Origin of the sequence: Prevotella sp. HMSC077E09, from assembly GCF_001814685.1 — a bacterium.
GTDB classification, from domain to species: domain Bacteria; phylum Bacteroidota; class Bacteroidia; order Bacteroidales; family Bacteroidaceae; genus Prevotella; species Prevotella oris.
The window spans coordinates 52,023-68,802 of record NZ_KV817571.1 but is presented as its reverse complement, the minus strand read 5'-3'; the positions used below and the strand labels follow the sequence as shown (position 1 = coordinate 68,802).

Sequence of the window (16,780 nt, the reverse complement as noted above, 5' to 3'; positions counted from 1 at the left end):
TAAGGAATAACGTTGTATATTCTGATATATTCTCTGATATTCTTCGATGTCGCTTGCGACAAGGGGCCTTAAACTGCAAAGAAAAGTTCTTCACCTTTTAGAATATTCTGTACCACTTCATGAATGAACTTCATTGTGTTTTGTATGGAAAACTTACTTTTTTATGCATAGATTTTATTTGATAATCATTCTGTTTTGAGGCAGACCAATCTCAAACTTCAAAGTTAACGTTAATGCTTCCTAATTGCTTTTCTGTTCTCATTGAATTTCTGTAACTTTGTAAGTTCTAAGATTTTAATGAATTCGAAATAAGGATTATGGCAGCAAATGATAAGGGTTTGACACCCATGATGAAGCAGTTTTTCTCGATGAAAGCAAAGCATCCCGAGGCTTTGTTGCTGTTTCGTTGTGGCGATTTCTATGAAACTTATGGCGAAGATGCTGCTATTGCCGCCGGAATTCTGGGCATTACGCTCACCCGACGCAATAATTCTGTGGAGAATTCTGTTGAGATGGCGGGCTTCCCCCATCATGCCTTAGACACTTATCTGCCCAAACTTATCCGCGCAGGAAAGCGAGTTGCTATCTGCGACCAACTGGAAGACCCGAAAAAAAAGCGTGAGCAGATCAAGGGAAAGAAGGGACTCACCGAGATGGATAAAATGGTGAAGCGAGGCATTACCGAACTCGTGACGCCGGGAGTTGCCATGGCTGATACCGTGTTGAACTACAAAGAAAACAACTTCTTGGCTGCCGTGCACTTCGGGAAAGCATCATGTGGCATCAGTTTCCTTGATATTTCAACGGGTGAATTCCTTACCGGAGAGGGTACATACGACTATGTTGAGAAGCTGCTTGGCAACTTTTCGCCGAAGGAAGTGCTTTACAACCGCGACCATAAGCAGGATTTTGAACGCTTCTTCGGGTCGAAATACTGCGTGTTTGAAATGGATGAGTGGGTGTTCTCCGAGCAGAATGCACGTCAGAAGCTGCTGAAACATTTCGGCACAAAGTCGCTGAAAGGCTTCGGTGTGGAGCATTTGAGGAACGGAGTCATTGCCAGTGGTGCCATTCTTCAATATCTTGAACTGACCCAGCACACGCAAATCAATCACATTACTTCGCTTTCTCGCATAGAAGAAGACAAGTATGTGCGACTTGACCGCTTTACTATTCGTTCGCTTGAACTCGTTGCTCCGATGCAGGAAGACGGCAGTTCGCTGCTCAATGTCATTGACCGCACGGTCACGGCTATGGGTGGTCGCATGCTCAGAAGATGGCTTGTTTTCCCGTTGAAAGACGTTGCTCCCATCAACGAACGCCTTGATATTGTAGACTATTTCTTTCAGAAACCTGAGTTTCGCCAGTTGATTGACGAGCAATTGCATCGTGTGGGCGACCTTGAACGCATCATCTCCAAGGTGGCCGTAGGACGTGTTTCGCCACGTGAAATCGTACAACTGAAGAATGCACTCGATGCTGTCAGACCGATCAAGGAGGCTTGTCTTTATTCGGAGAATGAGGCATTGAAGCGCATCGGAGAACAGCTTAATCTCTGCGAAAGCATTAAAACGCGCATTGAAAAAGAAATACAACCCGACCCGCCACAGCTGATTACGAAGGGTGATGTCATAGCAGACGGCTACGATGATGAACTTGATGAATTGCGCGAAATGAGTCGAAACGGCAAAGATTATCTGCTGAAAATCCAGGAAAAGGAAGCCGAGGAAACAGGCATTTCAAGTCTGAAAGTGGGTTTCAATAACGTTTTCGGCTATTATCTTGAAGTAAGAAACACTTTTAAAGACAAGGTTCCTGAAGGTTGGATTCGCAAGCAGACATTGGCTCAGGCCGAGCGATATATCACGCCTGAACTAAAGGAATACGAGGAAAAGATACTTGGAGCAGAGGAAAAGATACTTGCTTTGGAGGCTCGTCTTTTCAGTGAGTTGGTGCTTGCCATGCAGGATTTCATCCCGCAGATTCAAATCAATGCCAACCTTTTGGCACGTGTGGATTGTCTGTTGAGTTTTGCGAAAACATCTGAAGAAAACGGCTATATCCGTCCGCAGATTGACGATAGTGAGGTGCTCGATATCAGTCAGGGACGTCATCCCGTGATAGAAACGCAACTGCCACTTGGCGAGCGTTATGTGCCTAACGACGTATATCTTGACACCCAAAAACAGCAGATCATGATGATCACGGGACCGAATATGGCCGGTAAGTCGGCATTGCTTCGCCAGACAGCACTCATTGTGTTGCTGGCCCAAGTGGGTTGTTTTGTGCCCGCAGAACGCGCGAAAATCGGTCTTGTGGATAAGATATTCACCCGTGTCGGAGCCAGTGATAACCTTTCATTAGGCGAGTCTACGTTCATGGTTGAAATGACTGAAGCTTCTGATATCCTAAACAATGTGTCGTCACGCAGCCTCGTTTTGTTTGATGAATTGGGCCGAGGCACGAGCACTTATGACGGTATCAGCATTGCTTGGGCTATTGTGGAATACTTGCATGAACAGCCGAAAGCACGTGCAAGAACACTCTTTGCAACCCATTATCACGAGCTGAATGAGATGGAAAAGAACTTCTCTCGCATCAAGAATTATAATGTAAGTGTGAAAGAAGTTGACGGCAAAGTGATTTTCCTTCGCAAGCTGATGAAGGGCGGAAGTGAGCACAGTTTCGGTATTCATGTGGCCGAAATAGCCGGTATGCCACGTTCGATTGTCAAGCGTGCCAATGCTATTCTGAAGGAATTGGAGGCCGACAACGCTGGTGTGGGACGTGCAGGCAAGCCCAATACCAGCAAGATTGCCGAGCACAGGGGAGGCATGGAACTCAGCTTTTTCCAGCTTGATGACCCCGTATTGGCACAGATACGCGATGAAATCCTTGGTCTTGATGTGAATAATCTTACGCCTGTTGAGGCACTCAACAAGCTGAATGACATCAAAAAAATACTGAAAGGAAAGTAGTTTTTAATGCATTATGCATATCATAAAAGCCTCCTCCGACCCATTGCTTTCCTCGTTTCGCTCGCTCAACGAACAGCGACCTACGGTTCCCAAGGAGGGGAGTACGAGTTGAGTTAGCTCATAATGCACAATTACTTAACATCTAACTTCGTTTCATATAGCATCAAGTAAGTCCTCATTCTCTGACTCCCCTCTCCTTGGAGAGGGGCTGGGGGAGAGGCTTTCTCTTTTCTCCCCTCCTTTCGGAGGGGTCGGGTGAGGCTTCATATCTTATGATATTGCTCCTCAAACGGACGGCGGTAACGGTCGCCCCAGACGCCATTTGGCAGTCGAATGCCACAGGTAACAACCATGTTTATTTCTGTGTCATAGGGCAGATGCAAGGCTTTTTTCACCCGCCAACTGTCGAAACCTTCAAGCGGACAAGTGTCATATCCCGCCTCACTCATAGCCAACATAAACGTCTGAGCGACTAAAGCGCAACTCTTATGTACGTTGACCCGTATGTCGCCTTCACTCATCTGGCGTATCATCGGACGGAAAAGACCGATGCATTGTGCCAACGCTTTGCGCACAAGTCCCCACAGACCAAAGCAACGTGAATAGATAAATGGTATCACTTTTTCATAATATAGCGTCTGTTTCTTAATGCGTTTCTCCTGCTTCTCGACAGGACTGTTGCGCCTGATATTGTCTTTTTCAAACGCAAGAACATCTTTTGCATGCTGCTTATACTGTCCTTGTCGGGTCACAAACACTACCATTTGCTGCGCCGTACGTGCTGTGAGTTGGTCGAAACAAGCATGACTCAAGGCTTCAAGCACCTTTTTATCTGTCACATGATAGGCCTCCCAAAGCTGCATGTTGGAACTTGTTGGCGCGAGTGTTGCCTGCTTTATACAATCTTTTACTACCGAGGTATCTAACGGTTTGTTGGGGTCGAAATGGCGAACAGCCCTTCTGTGGTTCAAAATCTCCTGTAAACTCATAACTCTTTAGTATTTAATCATCCTTTATTTCCTGTTGGGAAAAATCATTTGTTACATGTGAAAAACCTCCAATCTGTCGTGTATAATTTTTGATGATGCATCATTCTGTTTTCCTATCAAAGGCAGGTGATTTGCCATGTTCAAGGATCAGGATTTTCAACTTGCGTCAGATGACACTGCAAAATAATTTCTAAATATATTTAGTTGGAAATGAAGAAGTTATCTTGTTGCATAAATTAATTTAATAATGCCGGTCGAAAACCGGTGAAGTACTTTTAATAACAGATTTCTACATCAATGAGAATGCATCTTATTCTCATATGCAAAGATAATCATTTGCTTTGAATGATAGATGTTTTGACATAAGATATTTAGTGATTATTTATGATGTTTCATCAGAAATATTGGTTTTTTAATGACTGCGAGCAATATAAAAACAACTTTGTCATTCATGCCTTTCATCTTATATTTCTCTATCCCGAATAGGAGTAAATTACGGTGAAAAAGAGGAAAACGAAATTTCTATATGAAAACATTTGGTGGAAATGGAAAAACAATTCATTTGAGTTGCCGATTGCTGTGACATGGAAACAGATGCTACGGTATAAAAACATGCGCGGTAGAACGGAATTATACACGGTGCATGATGAATTTTGAATTAAAAACACTACCTTTGTACACATTATCAATAGCGCGCATGAAGACTGGCGTGAGGAAATGAAACGAAAACAGAAATAAAACAAGATAGAAATGGATTACAATTTCAGTGAAATCGAGAAGAAATGGCAAAAGGCCTGGGCCGAGCACCAAACGTACAAGGTGACAGAGGATAAGACGAAGAAGAAATACTATGTGCTCAATATGTTTCCCTATCCATCGGGAGCAGGTCTGCATGTGGGTCATCCCTTAGGCTACATTGCAAGCGACATCTATGCACGCTTCAAGCGATTGCAGGGCTACAATGTGCTCAACCCAATGGGCTATGATGCCTATGGACTTCCGGCTGAACAGTATGCCATTCAAACGGGACAACACCCGGCTATCACGACCGAAACAAACATCAACCACTACCGCGAACAGTTGGATAAGATTGGGTTTTCATTTGACTGGAACCGCGAAGTGCGCACCTGTGACCCACAATATTACCACTGGACACAGTGGGCTTTCATGAAAATGTTCGGCAGTTATTTCTGCAATGAATGTCAGCAGGCACGCCCTGTTGCCGACCTCATCAAGCACTTTGAAACTTCAGGTACAGCGGGACTTGACGTTGCACAGACCGAAGAACTGCACTTCACAGCCGAGGAATGGAAAGCCATGAGCGAAGAAGAACAGCAGAAGGTGCTGATGAACTACCGCATTGCCTACTTGGGAGAGACCGTTGTCAACTGGTGTCAGGGCCTGGGAACCGTGCTTGCCAATGACGAAGTGGTCAACGGAGTGAGCGAACGTGGAGGCTATCCTGTCGTTCAGAAGAAGATGCAGCAATGGTGTCTTCGCACCTCAGCCTACGCACAACGTCTGCTCGATGGATTGGAAACCATCAACTGGACTGACTCTATCAAGGAGACACAACGCAACTGGATAGGTCGCTCGGAAGGTACGGAGATGGAGTTTTACCTCTCCCCCGACCCCTCCCCGAAAAGGGAGGGGAGTGATATGTCTGATGTATTAAAAGCAGAGGGGTATTTCACTATCTTTACCACTCGGGCGGACACGATATTCGGAGTGACGTTCATGGTGCTGGCACCTGAAAGTGAATTGGTGGAGAAACTGACGACAAAGGAACAGAAAGCGGAGGTAGAAGAATATTTAGCTTACGTGAAGAAGCGCACCGAACTCGACCGCATGAGCGACCGTAAGGTAACGGGTGTGTTCAGCGGAAGCTATGCTGTCAATCCTTTCACAGGTGCTAAAATCCCAGTATGGATTTCAGAATATGTGCTCGCCGGCTACGGCACGGGGGCTATCATGGCCGTTCCTGCACACGACAGTCGCGACTATGCCTTTGCCAAACACTTCAACCTGCCTATCATCCCACTGATAGAGGGTGCCGATGTAAGCGAGGAAAGCTTTGATGCCAAGGAGGGAATTGTGATGAATTCTCCATGTGAAGGCGTTGAGACATTAGATGGTTTCAGCCTCAATGGTATGACCGTGAAAGAGGCCATTGCAGCCACCAAGGAATTTGTGACTAAGCATCAGCTGGGCCGTGTGAAGGTGAACTACCGCCTGCGCGATGCTATTTTCTCACGCCAGCGCTATTGGGGAGAGCCGTTCCCTGTCTACTACAAGAATGGCATGCCCTATATGATTCCCGAAGAATGTCTGCCACTCGAACTTCCCGAAATTGACAAATACGAACCCACCGAAACAGGAGAACCTCCATTGGGACGCGCCAAGAAATGGGCCTGGGACGAAGCCAAGAAGCAGGTTACAGACAAGAGTCTCGTGGACAACAAGACCGTCTTCCCCCTCGAACTCAACACCATGCCGGGCTTTGCAGGCAGTTCTGCCTACTATCTTCGCTACATGGATCCGAAGAACGACAAGACACTCGTGGGCAAGGAGGCCGATGAATACTGGCAGAATGTAGACCTCTACGTAGGTGGAACCGAGCATGCTACGGGCCATTTGATTTATAGCCGCTTCTGGAATAAGTTCCTCCATGACTGCGGAGTGAGCTGCAAGGAAGAGCCTTATGAGAAACTTATCAACCAAGGTATGATACAGGGACGCTCGAACTTCGTATATCGTGTGAACTCTGATGACCACTCCAAGGCTCCTGTCTTCGTGTCAAAAGGTCTCAAAGACCAATATGACACGACTCCAATCCACGTGTGGGTGAACTTGGTCAAGAACGATATCCTCGACACCGAGGCTTTCAAGCAGTGGCGTCCTGAATACAACAATGCCGAGTTTATACTCGAAGACGGCAAATATATCTGTGGATGGGCTATCGAAAAGATGTCGAAGAGCATGTACAACGTGGTCAATCCCGATGATATCATCAAGGATTATGGCGCTGACACACTGCGTCTGTATGAGATGTTCCTCGGCCCGGTTGAAGCCAGCAAGCCTTGGGACACCAATGGCATTGACGGTTGTCACCGCTTCCTCAAGAAGTTCTGGAGTCTCTTCTGGGAGCGCGGAGGTGAAGAAAAACTGATAGTTGACGATGTCGAGCCCTCGAAAGAAAATCTCAAGAGCTTGCATAAGCTCATCAAGAAAGTAACCGAAGATATTGAGAAATTCAGCTACAACACCTCGATTTCAGCCTTCATGATTGCCGTTAACGAACTCGGTCAGCAGAAATGTCACAACCGCGAGCTATTGCAGAAGATGGTAGTGCTGCTTTCACCCTTTGCTCCCCACGTGGCCGAAGAACTCTGGCATGTGCTTGGCAACAAGGGAACCGTGTGCGATGCAGCATGGCCAAGCTACGATGAAAAGTATCTTGTGGAGAGCGAAATGCAGCTCACAGTCAGCTTCAACGGTAAAGCCCGCTATCAGAAGACATTTGCAGCCGACGCCGACAACGCCACTATAGAGCGTGAAGTGAAAGCCGATGAGCGCAGCCTGAAGTATATGGAGGGCAAACAGATTGTGAAAGTGATCATCGTTCCAAAGAAAATCGTTAATATTGTCATTAAGTAAATGATGGAGAATATCAAGTATTGGGATGAGGTGAAGGACTATTTCTTCATCACGCTCGGCATCATGCTTTATACCATTTCGTTCACGGTGTTCCTCATGCCCTATCAGATTGTGGCGGGTGGTGTGACCGGTCTTTCGGCCATTATCTACTATGCTACGGGCTTCCATGTACAGAACACCTACATCATCATCAACCTGTCGCTGCTCGTGGTAGCGCTGAAGGTGCTGGGCTTTAAGTTTCTCTTCAAGACCATCTACGCCATCTTCCTGCTCTATTTCCTGCTGATTGTCGCTCAGGACCTCATTCCCAAGCAGCCCAACGGCATGCCTATCAAGCTTCTTGGCGAGGGACAGGACTTCATGTCTATGATTATAGGCTGCGTCATTACAGGTGTGGCACTTTCTACGGTGTTCCTGCATAACGGTTCAACCGGTGGCACAGACATCATCGCTGCCTCTGTCAACAAGTATCATAACGTGTCGCTCGGCACCGTACTTATTGCGGTTGACTTCTGCATCATCGGCAGCTGTATGTTCTTTCCGCAGTTTGGAAGCTATCTCGAACGCGCTCACAAAGTGATGTTCGGCCTTTGCGTGATGACCCTTGAGAACTTCTCTCTCGACTATATCATGAATGCCCGACGCGAAAGTGTGCAGTTCATGATCTTCTCACGAAAGTATCAGGAAATAGCCAATGCTATCGGCATAGAAACAGGTCATGGCGTAACCATCCTCGATGGGCACGGTTGGTACACGGGGCAGGAGGTCAAGGTGCTCTGTATTCTTGCCAAGAAACGCGAAAGCACCGACATCTTCCGCCTCATCAAACTCATCGACCCCAATGCCTTTGTCAGCCAGAGTAGCGTTGTCGGTGTATATGGTGAGGGATTTGATGAAATGAAGGTGAGCGTGAAAAAGAAACTCGAAGCCAACAGGAAAAAGAACATTCAAGCATGAAAATTGTCTTTGCAACCAACAACACACACAAGCTGACCGAAATCCGCGAGATACTCGGCAGCGCCTTTGAAATCGTTTCTTTGAAGGATATCGGCTGCGATGCAGACATCCCCGAAACAGGTCAGACGCTTGAAGAGAATGCCCATCTGAAAGCTTTATACGTGTATGAGCACTATGGGCTTGACTGCTTTGCCGATGATACCGGCTTGGAAGTGGAGGCCCTGGATGGTGAACCGGGAGTCTACAGTGCCCGCTATGCCGAGCAATATGACCATAACAGCGAGGCAAACACAGTCAAGTTACTGCGTAAGATGACTGATATTACCCGCCGAAATGCCCGCTTTCGCACGGTAATCTCACTCATTCAACACGATGCCGACAATCCCGGCAGCTATCATGAGACGCTTTTTGAAGGTATTGTTGAAGGGAAGATAGCCACCGAAAAGCGTGGCACAGCGGGCTTTGGCTACGACCCGGTCTTCATCCCCGAAGGCTATGACAAGAGCTTTGCCGAACTTGGTGAGGAAATCAAAAACAAGATCAGCCATAGAGCAAGGGCTGTGGAGAAGTTGGCGAAAAGTCTCATCACCAATTCCTCTCCAAAGAAAAGAGGGTGAAAGCAAAGGAGACGAAAGTTATCAGACATTATAGAAAAGACATGACAAGAGCCGGAAAACATCATATCACAAAGATTTTTCATTATTCCTGCAACCAGCAGTTTCCCTCTGATTGGAGAACTAAAGGGGGCCGTTCGTTGAGCCCGTGCAACGGAAAAAGCAAAGGGATAGGAAGTGGAATTCTGCTTCTTGCTCTGTTTCTCCTCCTTTCTTCTTTCACGTGGCGCTCCTATCTGTCTTACGCTTCACCGCAACAGATAGTGCAGGCCAATGGTTCTTTGATTTATGTGCTGGCCAGTAACGGGCTCTATTCCTATAACCCCAACGACCAAAGTGTGCGCACTTTCGACAAGGTGAACGGACTTTCGGATGGAAACATCACACACATAGCCTATAACAAGGCTGCACGAAGATTAGTGATTGTTTATGCCAACCAGAACATCGACCTGATGAATGATGTGGGAGAGGTGACGAATGTCAGCGCCTATTACAATACATCCATGATTGTCGACAAGACCATTCACGGCATTTATGTTTCGGGACGCTATGCTTATCTGGCCACAGGGTTTGGCATTGTGAAGCTGAATGTGGGCAATGCAGAAATCAGCGACACCTACAAACTCGGCTTTTCAGTGAACTACTGCTATATCCGCGACAACAAACTCTTTGCTGCAAGCAAAAGCGCAGGACTTTATTCAGCCCTGCTCACCACAAATCTTGCCGATAAAAACAACTGGAAACGCGTAGGAACTTATGTAGAAAAAACGCCTGAAGACCTGTCTGCATTGTGGGCAAAAGTGGCTAATGCCAATCCCGGTGGCCCACAATACAACTACTTCGGCTATATGAAATTCCACCAGGGAAAGCTCTATACCTGCGGGGGATATAACGCACCTTACAGAGAAGGAACGATACAAGTGTGGGACGGCGACACATGGGATATTTATCAAGACGAGGCGAAAATCAAGCCAACCACGGGCCTGAGCTATCAAGACATATACTGCATTGACATCGATCCCAAAGACGAAAACCACCTTTTCGCAGGTGCACGCAACGGACTTTATGAATTTCAAAATGGTCATTTCAAGGCCTTTTACAATCACAAGAACGCTCCGATAAACTTTGCTACCAACGACGAAAGCATGGAGTATGAGTTGGTGACTGGTGTGAAATTCGACAGCAATGACAATCTTTGGGTGTTCAACAGTCAGTCGAAAATATCTTCACTGTTGCAATATTCCGATCAAAAATGGACCTCTCACTCAACGCCTGTGCTGATGAGTTTCAACGGAAGAAGCCTTGCCAATGTCCAAAATCTTATGTTCGACAGTCGTGGTCGCCTGTGGTTTGTCAACAACAACTGGACACTTCCCTCGCTTTATTCCTATCAGCCGCAAAGCAAGACGTTGCATACTTTCACCTCATTCACCAATCAAGACGGAACAAAACTCAAGGAATTATGGAACGTGCGCTGCGCCGTTGAAGATAAGGAAGGCAACATTTGGATAGGAACGAATGTGGGACCTCTGATGCTTGAGCCTTCACAGATGGATAGTGACAATCCTGTTTTCCAACAGATAAAAGTGCCCCGCAACGATGGAACCAACTATGCCGACTATCTGTTGAATGGCGTAGACATCACCGCCATAGCCATTGACGGTGCTAACCGCAAATGGTTTGCCACCAATGGCAATGGCGTTTATCTCGTCAGCAGCAACAACATTGAAGAACAGCAGCATTTCACGGCAGAGAACAGTCCGCTTATTTCCAACACCATAGAGAGCATTGCAATCAATGGTACCACGGGAGAAGTGTTCTTTGGAACGGATAAAGGCCTTTGCTCCTACAAGAGCAATGCCACTGAAGCAGCCGAAACCATGACGCAGGAAAGTGTCTATGCCTATCCCAATCCTGTCAAACCAGATTATACGGGGCCTATAAACATCACCGGACTATCCTATAATGCCGATGTAAAGATTACGACAGCCAACGGCACACTCGTGAAAGAAGGGCGCAGCAATGGCGGACTCTTCACCTGGGACGGCTGCAACAAAAACGGACAACGCGTGGCTTCGGGCATTTATATGGTAGAAGTGGCTACACAAAATGGACAGAAAGGAGTTGTATGCAAAATCGCAATCATCCGATAACCTTGTGCAACAAATTGTCACATCAATGGGCTATGTGGGGCATCATACTGACACTTCCCCTCGTGTTCTATGGGGTGACGCTCCTCATGCCAACCTTTGACGACTTCACTTACTTCACAGCTCCCTACCCCAAGAGTCTTTCTGAGCGACTCATCCCCTTTGGTTCTTATTGGCGCCCCTTTGATGCTCTCTTCGGATATTTCATTGAACACCACATCAATCTATTCCCCTTTGCCAATCATCTCTGCATCTTCACGGGCCATGTTATCAACACTTTCCTATTATATCGTCTTTTGAAGTGGCTGAAAGTTAATACCTTAGCCCTTAATTTCGGTATTCTTTACTTCTACATGGCGCCTGGAGTACTGGGAACGGTATTAGACATCGACTCCATTAACCAGACTTATTCCCTCCTGTTCGACCTCGTGGGATTGCTCTGTTACATCACACAGAAAGGTCGGTGGCGGCTTGTTGGCTGGATTGCCTGCACCTACGTGGCAACCCTTTTCAAGGAAAACGGCATCACGTGGTTTGTCATTACACCGCTGTTAGCGGGCATATTCCTCCACCATTCAAAGCAGACCGCATTCCGTTTTGTAGCCGTCGGTGTGCTTTGTGTCTTGCTCTATGCCGCCGTTCGGTTGAGTTTCCCGGTCAACCACAGCCCTTTCAATCATGAATATATAGAGACAACGATTGTTGCAAAACTCAAAGACCTCTTCGCTTTCATCGGATTAACTTTCCTGCCTTTGGACTATGTGGCCCTCGTTCACGACAGAAACTACCTTTGGGCCATATGTTCAGCAGTTCTCACGCTGTCTTTTTTCGGCTATATCTCGGTCAAAGGTCGACAGACTATGTTTGGAAAAACGGGGCTGCTTCTGCTGCTTTGTGTGCTCATTGCAGCCGCTCCCCATCTTGCAACCGTTTTTACGGCGATGCATGCTTATGGCCTTATGCCCTTGATGGTTCTGTTGTGGGCTCTCATCATCACCCGCCTACCGCGCAAACCGCTCCTGCTTTCCCTGATGACGGTCAGCCTTTTCACAATGAGTTTCATCGCCTTGCACCACTGGCATGAGACCTATCTCTCGGGACTACGCCAGGAACGAATTTCCAAACAGGCGCTTCATGCGCTGGGAGAACCTGTAGATAGCATTTTCAGTATTAATATTGTTGACGGCTATCGCAAGTATTCTACTTTCTGCGTGCGCCCCACCGATGCCTTTGCATGGGGAAATAGCGTGCAACTGAGAACTGCCTATCGCTGGCCCCAAACATGGGAAGACGTCTCTATTCCCGAGAAACAACGGTCACGTGTGCCCGAAATCGCCGATAGTGCCTATCGTGCAGGCTTTCAAAAAGTGCTGCTCATCGAGCATGAAACGGTAATGCCCGTTGCCAAAAGGAATGCCCAAGACAAGCAAAAACCATGAAGCCGACCGACAACAACAGCTATCGCCACATTCTCAAATACATGGGTATCTTCGGTGGTGTGCAGGGCTTGAACATCTTGATGAGCATTGTTCGTAACAAGGTGGTGGCCGTATTGTTAGGCACCGGAGGCATGGGACTCATCTCTTTGTTTAATGCTACGGTGAAACTCGTGTCTGATTCGACTAATCTCGGCCTCTCCATGAGTGCCGTGCGCGAGCTTTCGGCAGCCTACGAGCAGGGAGATGAAGAGCGTTTGAAACATCGCATTCAGATTATCCGCATGTGGGTGGCACTCACGGCGATTGCCGGAATGTTGCTTTGCATCCTTCTAAGTCCGTTGCTCAACCGCTTCACTTTCTCCTGGGGCAACCACACCCTGCATTTCATAGCCCTTTCTCCTACGATAGCTTTCCTTGCACTTGCTGCCGGTGAAACCGCCATTCTGAAAGCTACCCGACAACTGCGCCAGCTTGCACTGCAGTCGGTCTATGGCGTACTCGGAGCTTTGCTTACCTCCATACCGTTATTCTATGTGTGGCGAGAGGCAGCCATTGTGCCCGTTATTGTCCTTGCAGCAGCCATTCAGTGGGTGCTCGTCATCTTCTTTTCCCTGCATCGCTATCCTTTGAAATTCAGTTTCAAGCAAGGCAAATTGTCTGAGGGCTACGGCATGGTGCGCCTCGGAGTGGCCTTTGTTGCTTCGGGTATTCTGGCCAGTGCAGCCGACTTCATCATCCGAAGCTACCTTTCTCATGCCGGAGATATCCAGATTGTGGGCCTTTACAATGCAGGTTTCATGGTCACAATGACCTATGGTGGCATGGTGTTTCATGCTATGGAAACCGATTTCTTCCCCCGACTTTCGGGCGTAAAAAACTTGGGAGGTGAATTCAACAAGATTGTCAACCGACAGATAGAGGCAAGTACAATGGTCATCTCTCCGCTCCTTGTGGCCATGACCGTGGGGCTTCCCATCCTTCTTCCCCTGCTTTTCAGCCATGATTTCCTGCCTGTCATCGACATGATGCGTGGCAGCATCCTCGCCATGTATCTGCGAGCCATGACGCTTCCCATGGAATATATTGCCTTATCGCGAGGCGACTCACGCCATTATCTGTTGCAGGAAGCTGTGGCAGCTCTGCTCCTTGTGGTAGCTGTCATTGCTGGTTTCCACTTCGGTGGCCTCACCGCAACAGGCTATGCGCTCACCGTGGCCTCTTTCCTCGAGTTCCTTTTCGTCCTCGTCTATACCTATTATATATATGGCTATCGTCTTTCCCGCCATGCCCTTCTGCGCTTCGTCTTCCAACTCTCCCTCGGTTTGATTACGCTTGCAGCCGTACTCACTCTTAAAGGCTGGCCCTATTGGGTTGCAGGTGCATTGTTATTAGCAGTGAGTATACCACATAAAGCCTCCCCCTTTCATTCCTCACACAAGGGGAACAAAAAGGGGGAGTAAAGACAATAAAACAGAGGAGTTTACTTAATTCTCCAACAACTTCGCACTGTTTCCTTTCCTGAACTGTCGGGAAATGCTGTCGGTATCGGGAGAAGCGATTGCGCCCAATATGGCCGTAGCTACAGCGATGATGATCTTAATGACTAATTTCCACTGATTAATTCTGATTTTATCCATGTTTTATTCTGTTGTTTTAATGATGATACAATAATTTGGAATGCTGCATGTTGAATGGGGAGTTCATTGAATGTATGGCGCATGACTTGGAATACAGCATTTCCATGAACTCTCCCTCCGCAGAAACTTCAATTCTTCCACATGCTCTATCTGTAGGTTTCTGCCCTATCAGGAATAATGAAGGACAGAAACCATTAAGCGCGACAGGCTTCAGACAGAGAGAAAGCCAACCTGCTTTCAGACACCGGGCTGTGAAGCCGGCTTCTTCTTTTTCTTCTCAATCGTGTACTGTTTCATTTCCGTTACGTTGACACCACTGAGCAATGCCTTGATGTGCTTGCGTGAGTCGCGCTCCACATGAACCTCGGGCATGAAGATTACCCGCATGTTCTTGATGTGCTTGGCTGGGTTGAAGGCTGCTGCCGACTCTGCACCTTTCGTGCTGATGCCAATCTTAAACGTTCCCAAACCGTCAAGTTTCACGCGCTTCGAGTCCTGAATCTGTGCGGTCATCACCTCTACCAACTCCGTCAGCACAGCCTTCACGTCGCTCTTCTTCATGGAGCAGTTGCGCTCAATGATGGCTGCGATATCATCAAGGTTTGTCGTACCGTTGTGCATGGCACGTGCATAAAACTTTCCGAAACCGGCATTTTTCTTGTTGTTGTTCTTGTAAATCTTGTAGATTACTGCCATAACTGTTACCCTTTCTTTTAGTTAAATTGTTAATAATTTTACGATAGTTTTTCCAATTGGAATATTGCGAAACGTTTGCTTTCAGAAGTTCATTTCAACTGCCTCGTGTCGGTTGTGCTTCCGATCTCTGCAATAGCTCACGTGGAGCCACATGCAACCGTTTGACAAGCGGCGCTCAAAGAGCAGTTGATCATAATCGAGTACATATTTGATGAAGCGAAAATAGCGCCGTCCCACTTCTTCGTTGGGGATGTGAATGTCGGCAGCCTCACCCTTGAGATGTTGTGAGCTTGGTTCTCCGAAAACCGCTTTGTTAAGGGCTTCTGAGCGATATCCGCTCGTGATGATGATGCGGCCGAAACGCTTGCGGAGTGGCTCCAGCACATTGAGGCATAGCGCTTTGAGATTTTCCTCTTCTTCACGGCCGGGCTTATTCTCTATACCGAGTCTGATCGCCATGCCCGACCGTTGCATTTCCTGTTTTGAGAAATGAGGCGAATACATTTCCATAGTTGTTTCTTTCATCTTTTCCTGAGTATTAAGGTCTAAGAAAATTGTTATCCTGAACACGTTGCAAAGATACAAAATCAACACCCCATTTGTCAAGTTTTATTTGATACAAAAAACTGATACATGCTGAAAAAAGTGAGGATTTAATTTCCATTAACGTGCAAAACCAAGGAAGTGAAGAAATACTTCCATATTAACTGCTATCTTTGCACATTGAAGACACTTGGCAACCGTAGTCATCATGAACGATGAAAGCCATGAAATAAGAACGGAAAACGAACTAAAAAAGAATGAAATGGAAAGAATTTTAGAAACCATGAGGAGTGAAATCATCGCTATTCTTGCCCTCTCTCCCCATGCAGGCTACGCATGGAAAGGCACTACCACCGACCTGCTCGAGGTGATCAATGCCGTGGTCATGAGTTGTGAACTCTTTGATGAGAACGGACGTCGCTATACTTTCGGCCGACTCACCCATGACATCTGCCTGCGGCTCAACCGTCATGAGCCCCACAATCCGAGGTCGTATCTCACCAAAGCCCGACAGCGCAAAAACCTGCATCGCCCACCACTCATGCGGCGTTATGAGGCTGCCTTGCACCATTCTCCACGCCCACTATTTAACCATATTGTCAAGAAATAACTGCTTTCGTCGGGTAAAAAGCCCTTAATAACCGCAATATCATCAAGTTTACCCGCAAAATGTATAACAGCACTTCTTTTTTATTTTGTATCTTTGCAACGTAAAAGAACTGTTAATGAAAGGAGAAATCAGCCGGATGTGATATCCGGTACTAAGTCTATCTCTGTAGTTATTAGCATTTGATTTAGCAAGTAAAAAGACGTTCAGGTTAGACTGGCCTCCACGCATTCGCGAGGAGGTTTTTTTATGTCTGTTAGTTTCCTTGCATCCACGGGGAAGGTAACCAATTGGTTTTCTCTTTTCTTTTTCTACTTCTCCTCCTGCTGTTTGTTGCCCGTTGTGCTTAGGAAACGAAGAATGCAGAGATTGGGATGCAACGTTTCCCCTTGCATTTCAGGCCTCCTTGTCGCAAGCGACATCTGAGAATATCTAAGAATATTTTAGAAGATATAAAGGCTGTTAGGGTATAAACGAACTCATTTTGTTTCCTAAGAAGACGCTCCAAGCTCG

Annotated in this window: 12 protein-coding genes; 8 read left to right on the top strand and 4 right to left on the bottom strand. The window is 46.9% G+C overall.

Features of this window, described 5'->3' with window-relative positions; translation table 11 throughout:
• The first annotated feature begins 317 nt into the window (after nucleotides 1–317).
• Entirely contained in the window at nucleotides 318–2,978 is a 2,661-nt protein-coding gene (gene mutS, locus HMPREF2983_RS07875; RefSeq protein WP_018920631.1) for a DNA mismatch repair protein MutS, read from the top strand.
• 263 nt (nucleotides 2,979–3,241) lie between these two features.
• On the opposite strand, the gene HMPREF2983_RS07870 is transcribed toward mutS, so the two are convergent.
• On the bottom strand, nucleotides 3,242–3,967 hold the full coding sequence (locus HMPREF2983_RS07870) for a nitroreductase family protein (protein WP_070667637.1): 726 nt from the start codon (nucleotides 3,965–3,967) through the stop codon (nucleotides 3,242–3,244).
• A 750-nt stretch (nucleotides 3,968–4,717) separates the two neighbouring features.
• Here HMPREF2983_RS07870 and leuS point away from each other — a divergent pair.
• From leuS to HMPREF2983_RS07840, 6 genes are read left to right on the top strand one after another with little or no spacing between them, the layout of a single operon-like run.
• Entirely contained in the window at nucleotides 4,718–7,624 is a 2,907-nt protein-coding gene (gene leuS / locus HMPREF2983_RS07865; protein ID WP_070667636.1) for a leucine--tRNA ligase, read from the top strand.
• Nucleotides 7,625–8,581 (top strand): YitT family protein, encoded by a 957-nt coding sequence (locus HMPREF2983_RS07860; RefSeq protein WP_070667635.1) that lies wholly within the window; start codon nucleotides 7,625–7,627, stop codon nucleotides 8,579–8,581. It begins immediately after the preceding gene.
• Nucleotides 8,578–9,198: a non-canonical purine NTP diphosphatase gene (locus HMPREF2983_RS07855; RefSeq protein ID WP_070667634.1), complete on the top strand. Its 621-nt coding sequence runs from the start codon at nucleotides 8,578–8,580 to the stop codon at nucleotides 9,196–9,198. Before HMPREF2983_RS07860 ends, HMPREF2983_RS07855 begins: the two co-directional genes overlap by 4 nt.
• 41 nt (nucleotides 9,199–9,239) lie before the next feature.
• Nucleotides 9,240–11,348 carry a type IX secretion system anionic LPS delivery protein PorZ gene (locus HMPREF2983_RS07850; RefSeq protein WP_141757645.1) on the top strand — a complete coding sequence of 703 codons (2,109 nt, stop codon included), beginning with the start codon at nucleotides 9,240–9,242 and terminating at the stop codon, nucleotides 11,346–11,348.
• On the top strand, nucleotides 11,324–12,784 hold the full coding sequence (locus tag HMPREF2983_RS07845; RefSeq protein WP_070667633.1) for a hypothetical protein: 1,461 nt from the start codon (nucleotides 11,324–11,326) through the stop codon (nucleotides 12,782–12,784). The genes HMPREF2983_RS07850 and HMPREF2983_RS07845 overlap by 25 nt, the downstream gene beginning before the upstream one ends.
• Nucleotides 12,781–14,244, top strand: coding sequence for an oligosaccharide flippase family protein (locus HMPREF2983_RS07840; RefSeq protein ID WP_070667632.1), 1,464 nt, complete (start codon nucleotides 12,781–12,783; stop codon nucleotides 14,242–14,244). Before HMPREF2983_RS07845 ends, HMPREF2983_RS07840 begins: the two co-directional genes overlap by 4 nt.
• Before the next feature lie 24 nt (nucleotides 14,245–14,268).
• Here HMPREF2983_RS07840 and HMPREF2983_RS07835 read toward each other — a convergent pair whose 3' ends face one another.
• From HMPREF2983_RS07835 to HMPREF2983_RS07825, 3 genes are all read right to left on the bottom strand, one after another.
• Complete coding sequence (locus tag HMPREF2983_RS07835) at nucleotides 14,269–14,421, bottom strand: smalltalk protein (RefSeq protein ID WP_004375499.1); 153 nt, start codon at nucleotides 14,419–14,421, stop codon at nucleotides 14,269–14,271.
• Between the two features lie 237 nt (nucleotides 14,422–14,658).
• Complete coding sequence (locus HMPREF2983_RS07830; protein ID WP_004378346.1) at nucleotides 14,659–15,117, bottom strand: HU family DNA-binding protein; 459 nt, start codon at nucleotides 15,115–15,117, stop codon at nucleotides 14,659–14,661.
• 81 nt (nucleotides 15,118–15,198) lie between these two features.
• Nucleotides 15,199–15,642 carry a D-Ala-D-Ala carboxypeptidase family metallohydrolase gene (locus tag HMPREF2983_RS07825; RefSeq protein ID WP_018920314.1) on the bottom strand — a complete coding sequence of 148 codons (444 nt, stop codon included), beginning with the start codon at nucleotides 15,640–15,642 and terminating at the stop codon, nucleotides 15,199–15,201.
• Between the two features lie 280 nt (nucleotides 15,643–15,922).
• Here HMPREF2983_RS07825 and HMPREF2983_RS07820 point away from each other — a divergent pair, with 280 nt between their 5' ends.
• Nucleotides 15,923–16,270 carry a hypothetical protein gene (locus HMPREF2983_RS07820; protein ID WP_231291768.1) on the top strand — a complete coding sequence of 116 codons (348 nt, stop codon included), beginning with the start codon at nucleotides 15,923–15,925 and terminating at the stop codon, nucleotides 16,268–16,270.
• The last annotated feature ends 510 nt before the right edge of the window (nucleotides 16,271–16,780 follow it).

Bases quoted from the DNA above. Each gene is read 5' to 3' on its own strand.
- mutS (WP_018920631.1), top strand. From the start codon at position 318: ATGGCAGCAAATGATAAGGGTTTGACACCCATGATGAAGCAGTTTTTC.
- HMPREF2983_RS07870 (WP_070667637.1), bottom strand. From the start codon at position 3,967: ATGAGTTTACAGGAGATTTTGAACCACAGAAGGGCTGTTCGCCATTTC.
- leuS (WP_070667636.1), top strand. From the start codon at position 4,718: ATGGATTACAATTTCAGTGAAATCGAGAAGAAATGGCAAAAGGCCTGG.
- HMPREF2983_RS07860 (WP_070667635.1), top strand. From the start codon at position 7,625: ATGATGGAGAATATCAAGTATTGGGATGAGGTGAAGGACTATTTCTTC.
- HMPREF2983_RS07855 (WP_070667634.1), top strand. From the start codon at position 8,578: ATGAAAATTGTCTTTGCAACCAACAACACACACAAGCTGACCGAAATC.
- HMPREF2983_RS07850 (WP_141757645.1), top strand. From the start codon at position 9,240: ATGACAAGAGCCGGAAAACATCATATCACAAAGATTTTTCATTATTCC.
- HMPREF2983_RS07845 (WP_070667633.1), top strand. From the start codon at position 11,324: ATGCAAAATCGCAATCATCCGATAACCTTGTGCAACAAATTGTCACAT.
- HMPREF2983_RS07840 (WP_070667632.1), top strand. From the start codon at position 12,781: ATGAAGCCGACCGACAACAACAGCTATCGCCACATTCTCAAATACATG.
- HMPREF2983_RS07835 (WP_004375499.1), bottom strand. From the start codon at position 14,421: ATGGATAAAATCAGAATTAATCAGTGGAAATTAGTCATTAAGATCATC.
- HMPREF2983_RS07830 (WP_004378346.1), bottom strand. From the start codon at position 15,117: ATGGCAGTAATCTACAAGATTTACAAGAACAACAACAAGAAAAATGCC.
- HMPREF2983_RS07825 (WP_018920314.1), bottom strand. From the start codon at position 15,642: ATGAAAGAAACAACTATGGAAATGTATTCGCCTCATTTCTCAAAACAG.
- HMPREF2983_RS07820 (WP_231291768.1), top strand. From the start codon at position 15,923: ATGGAAAGAATTTTAGAAACCATGAGGAGTGAAATCATCGCTATTCTT.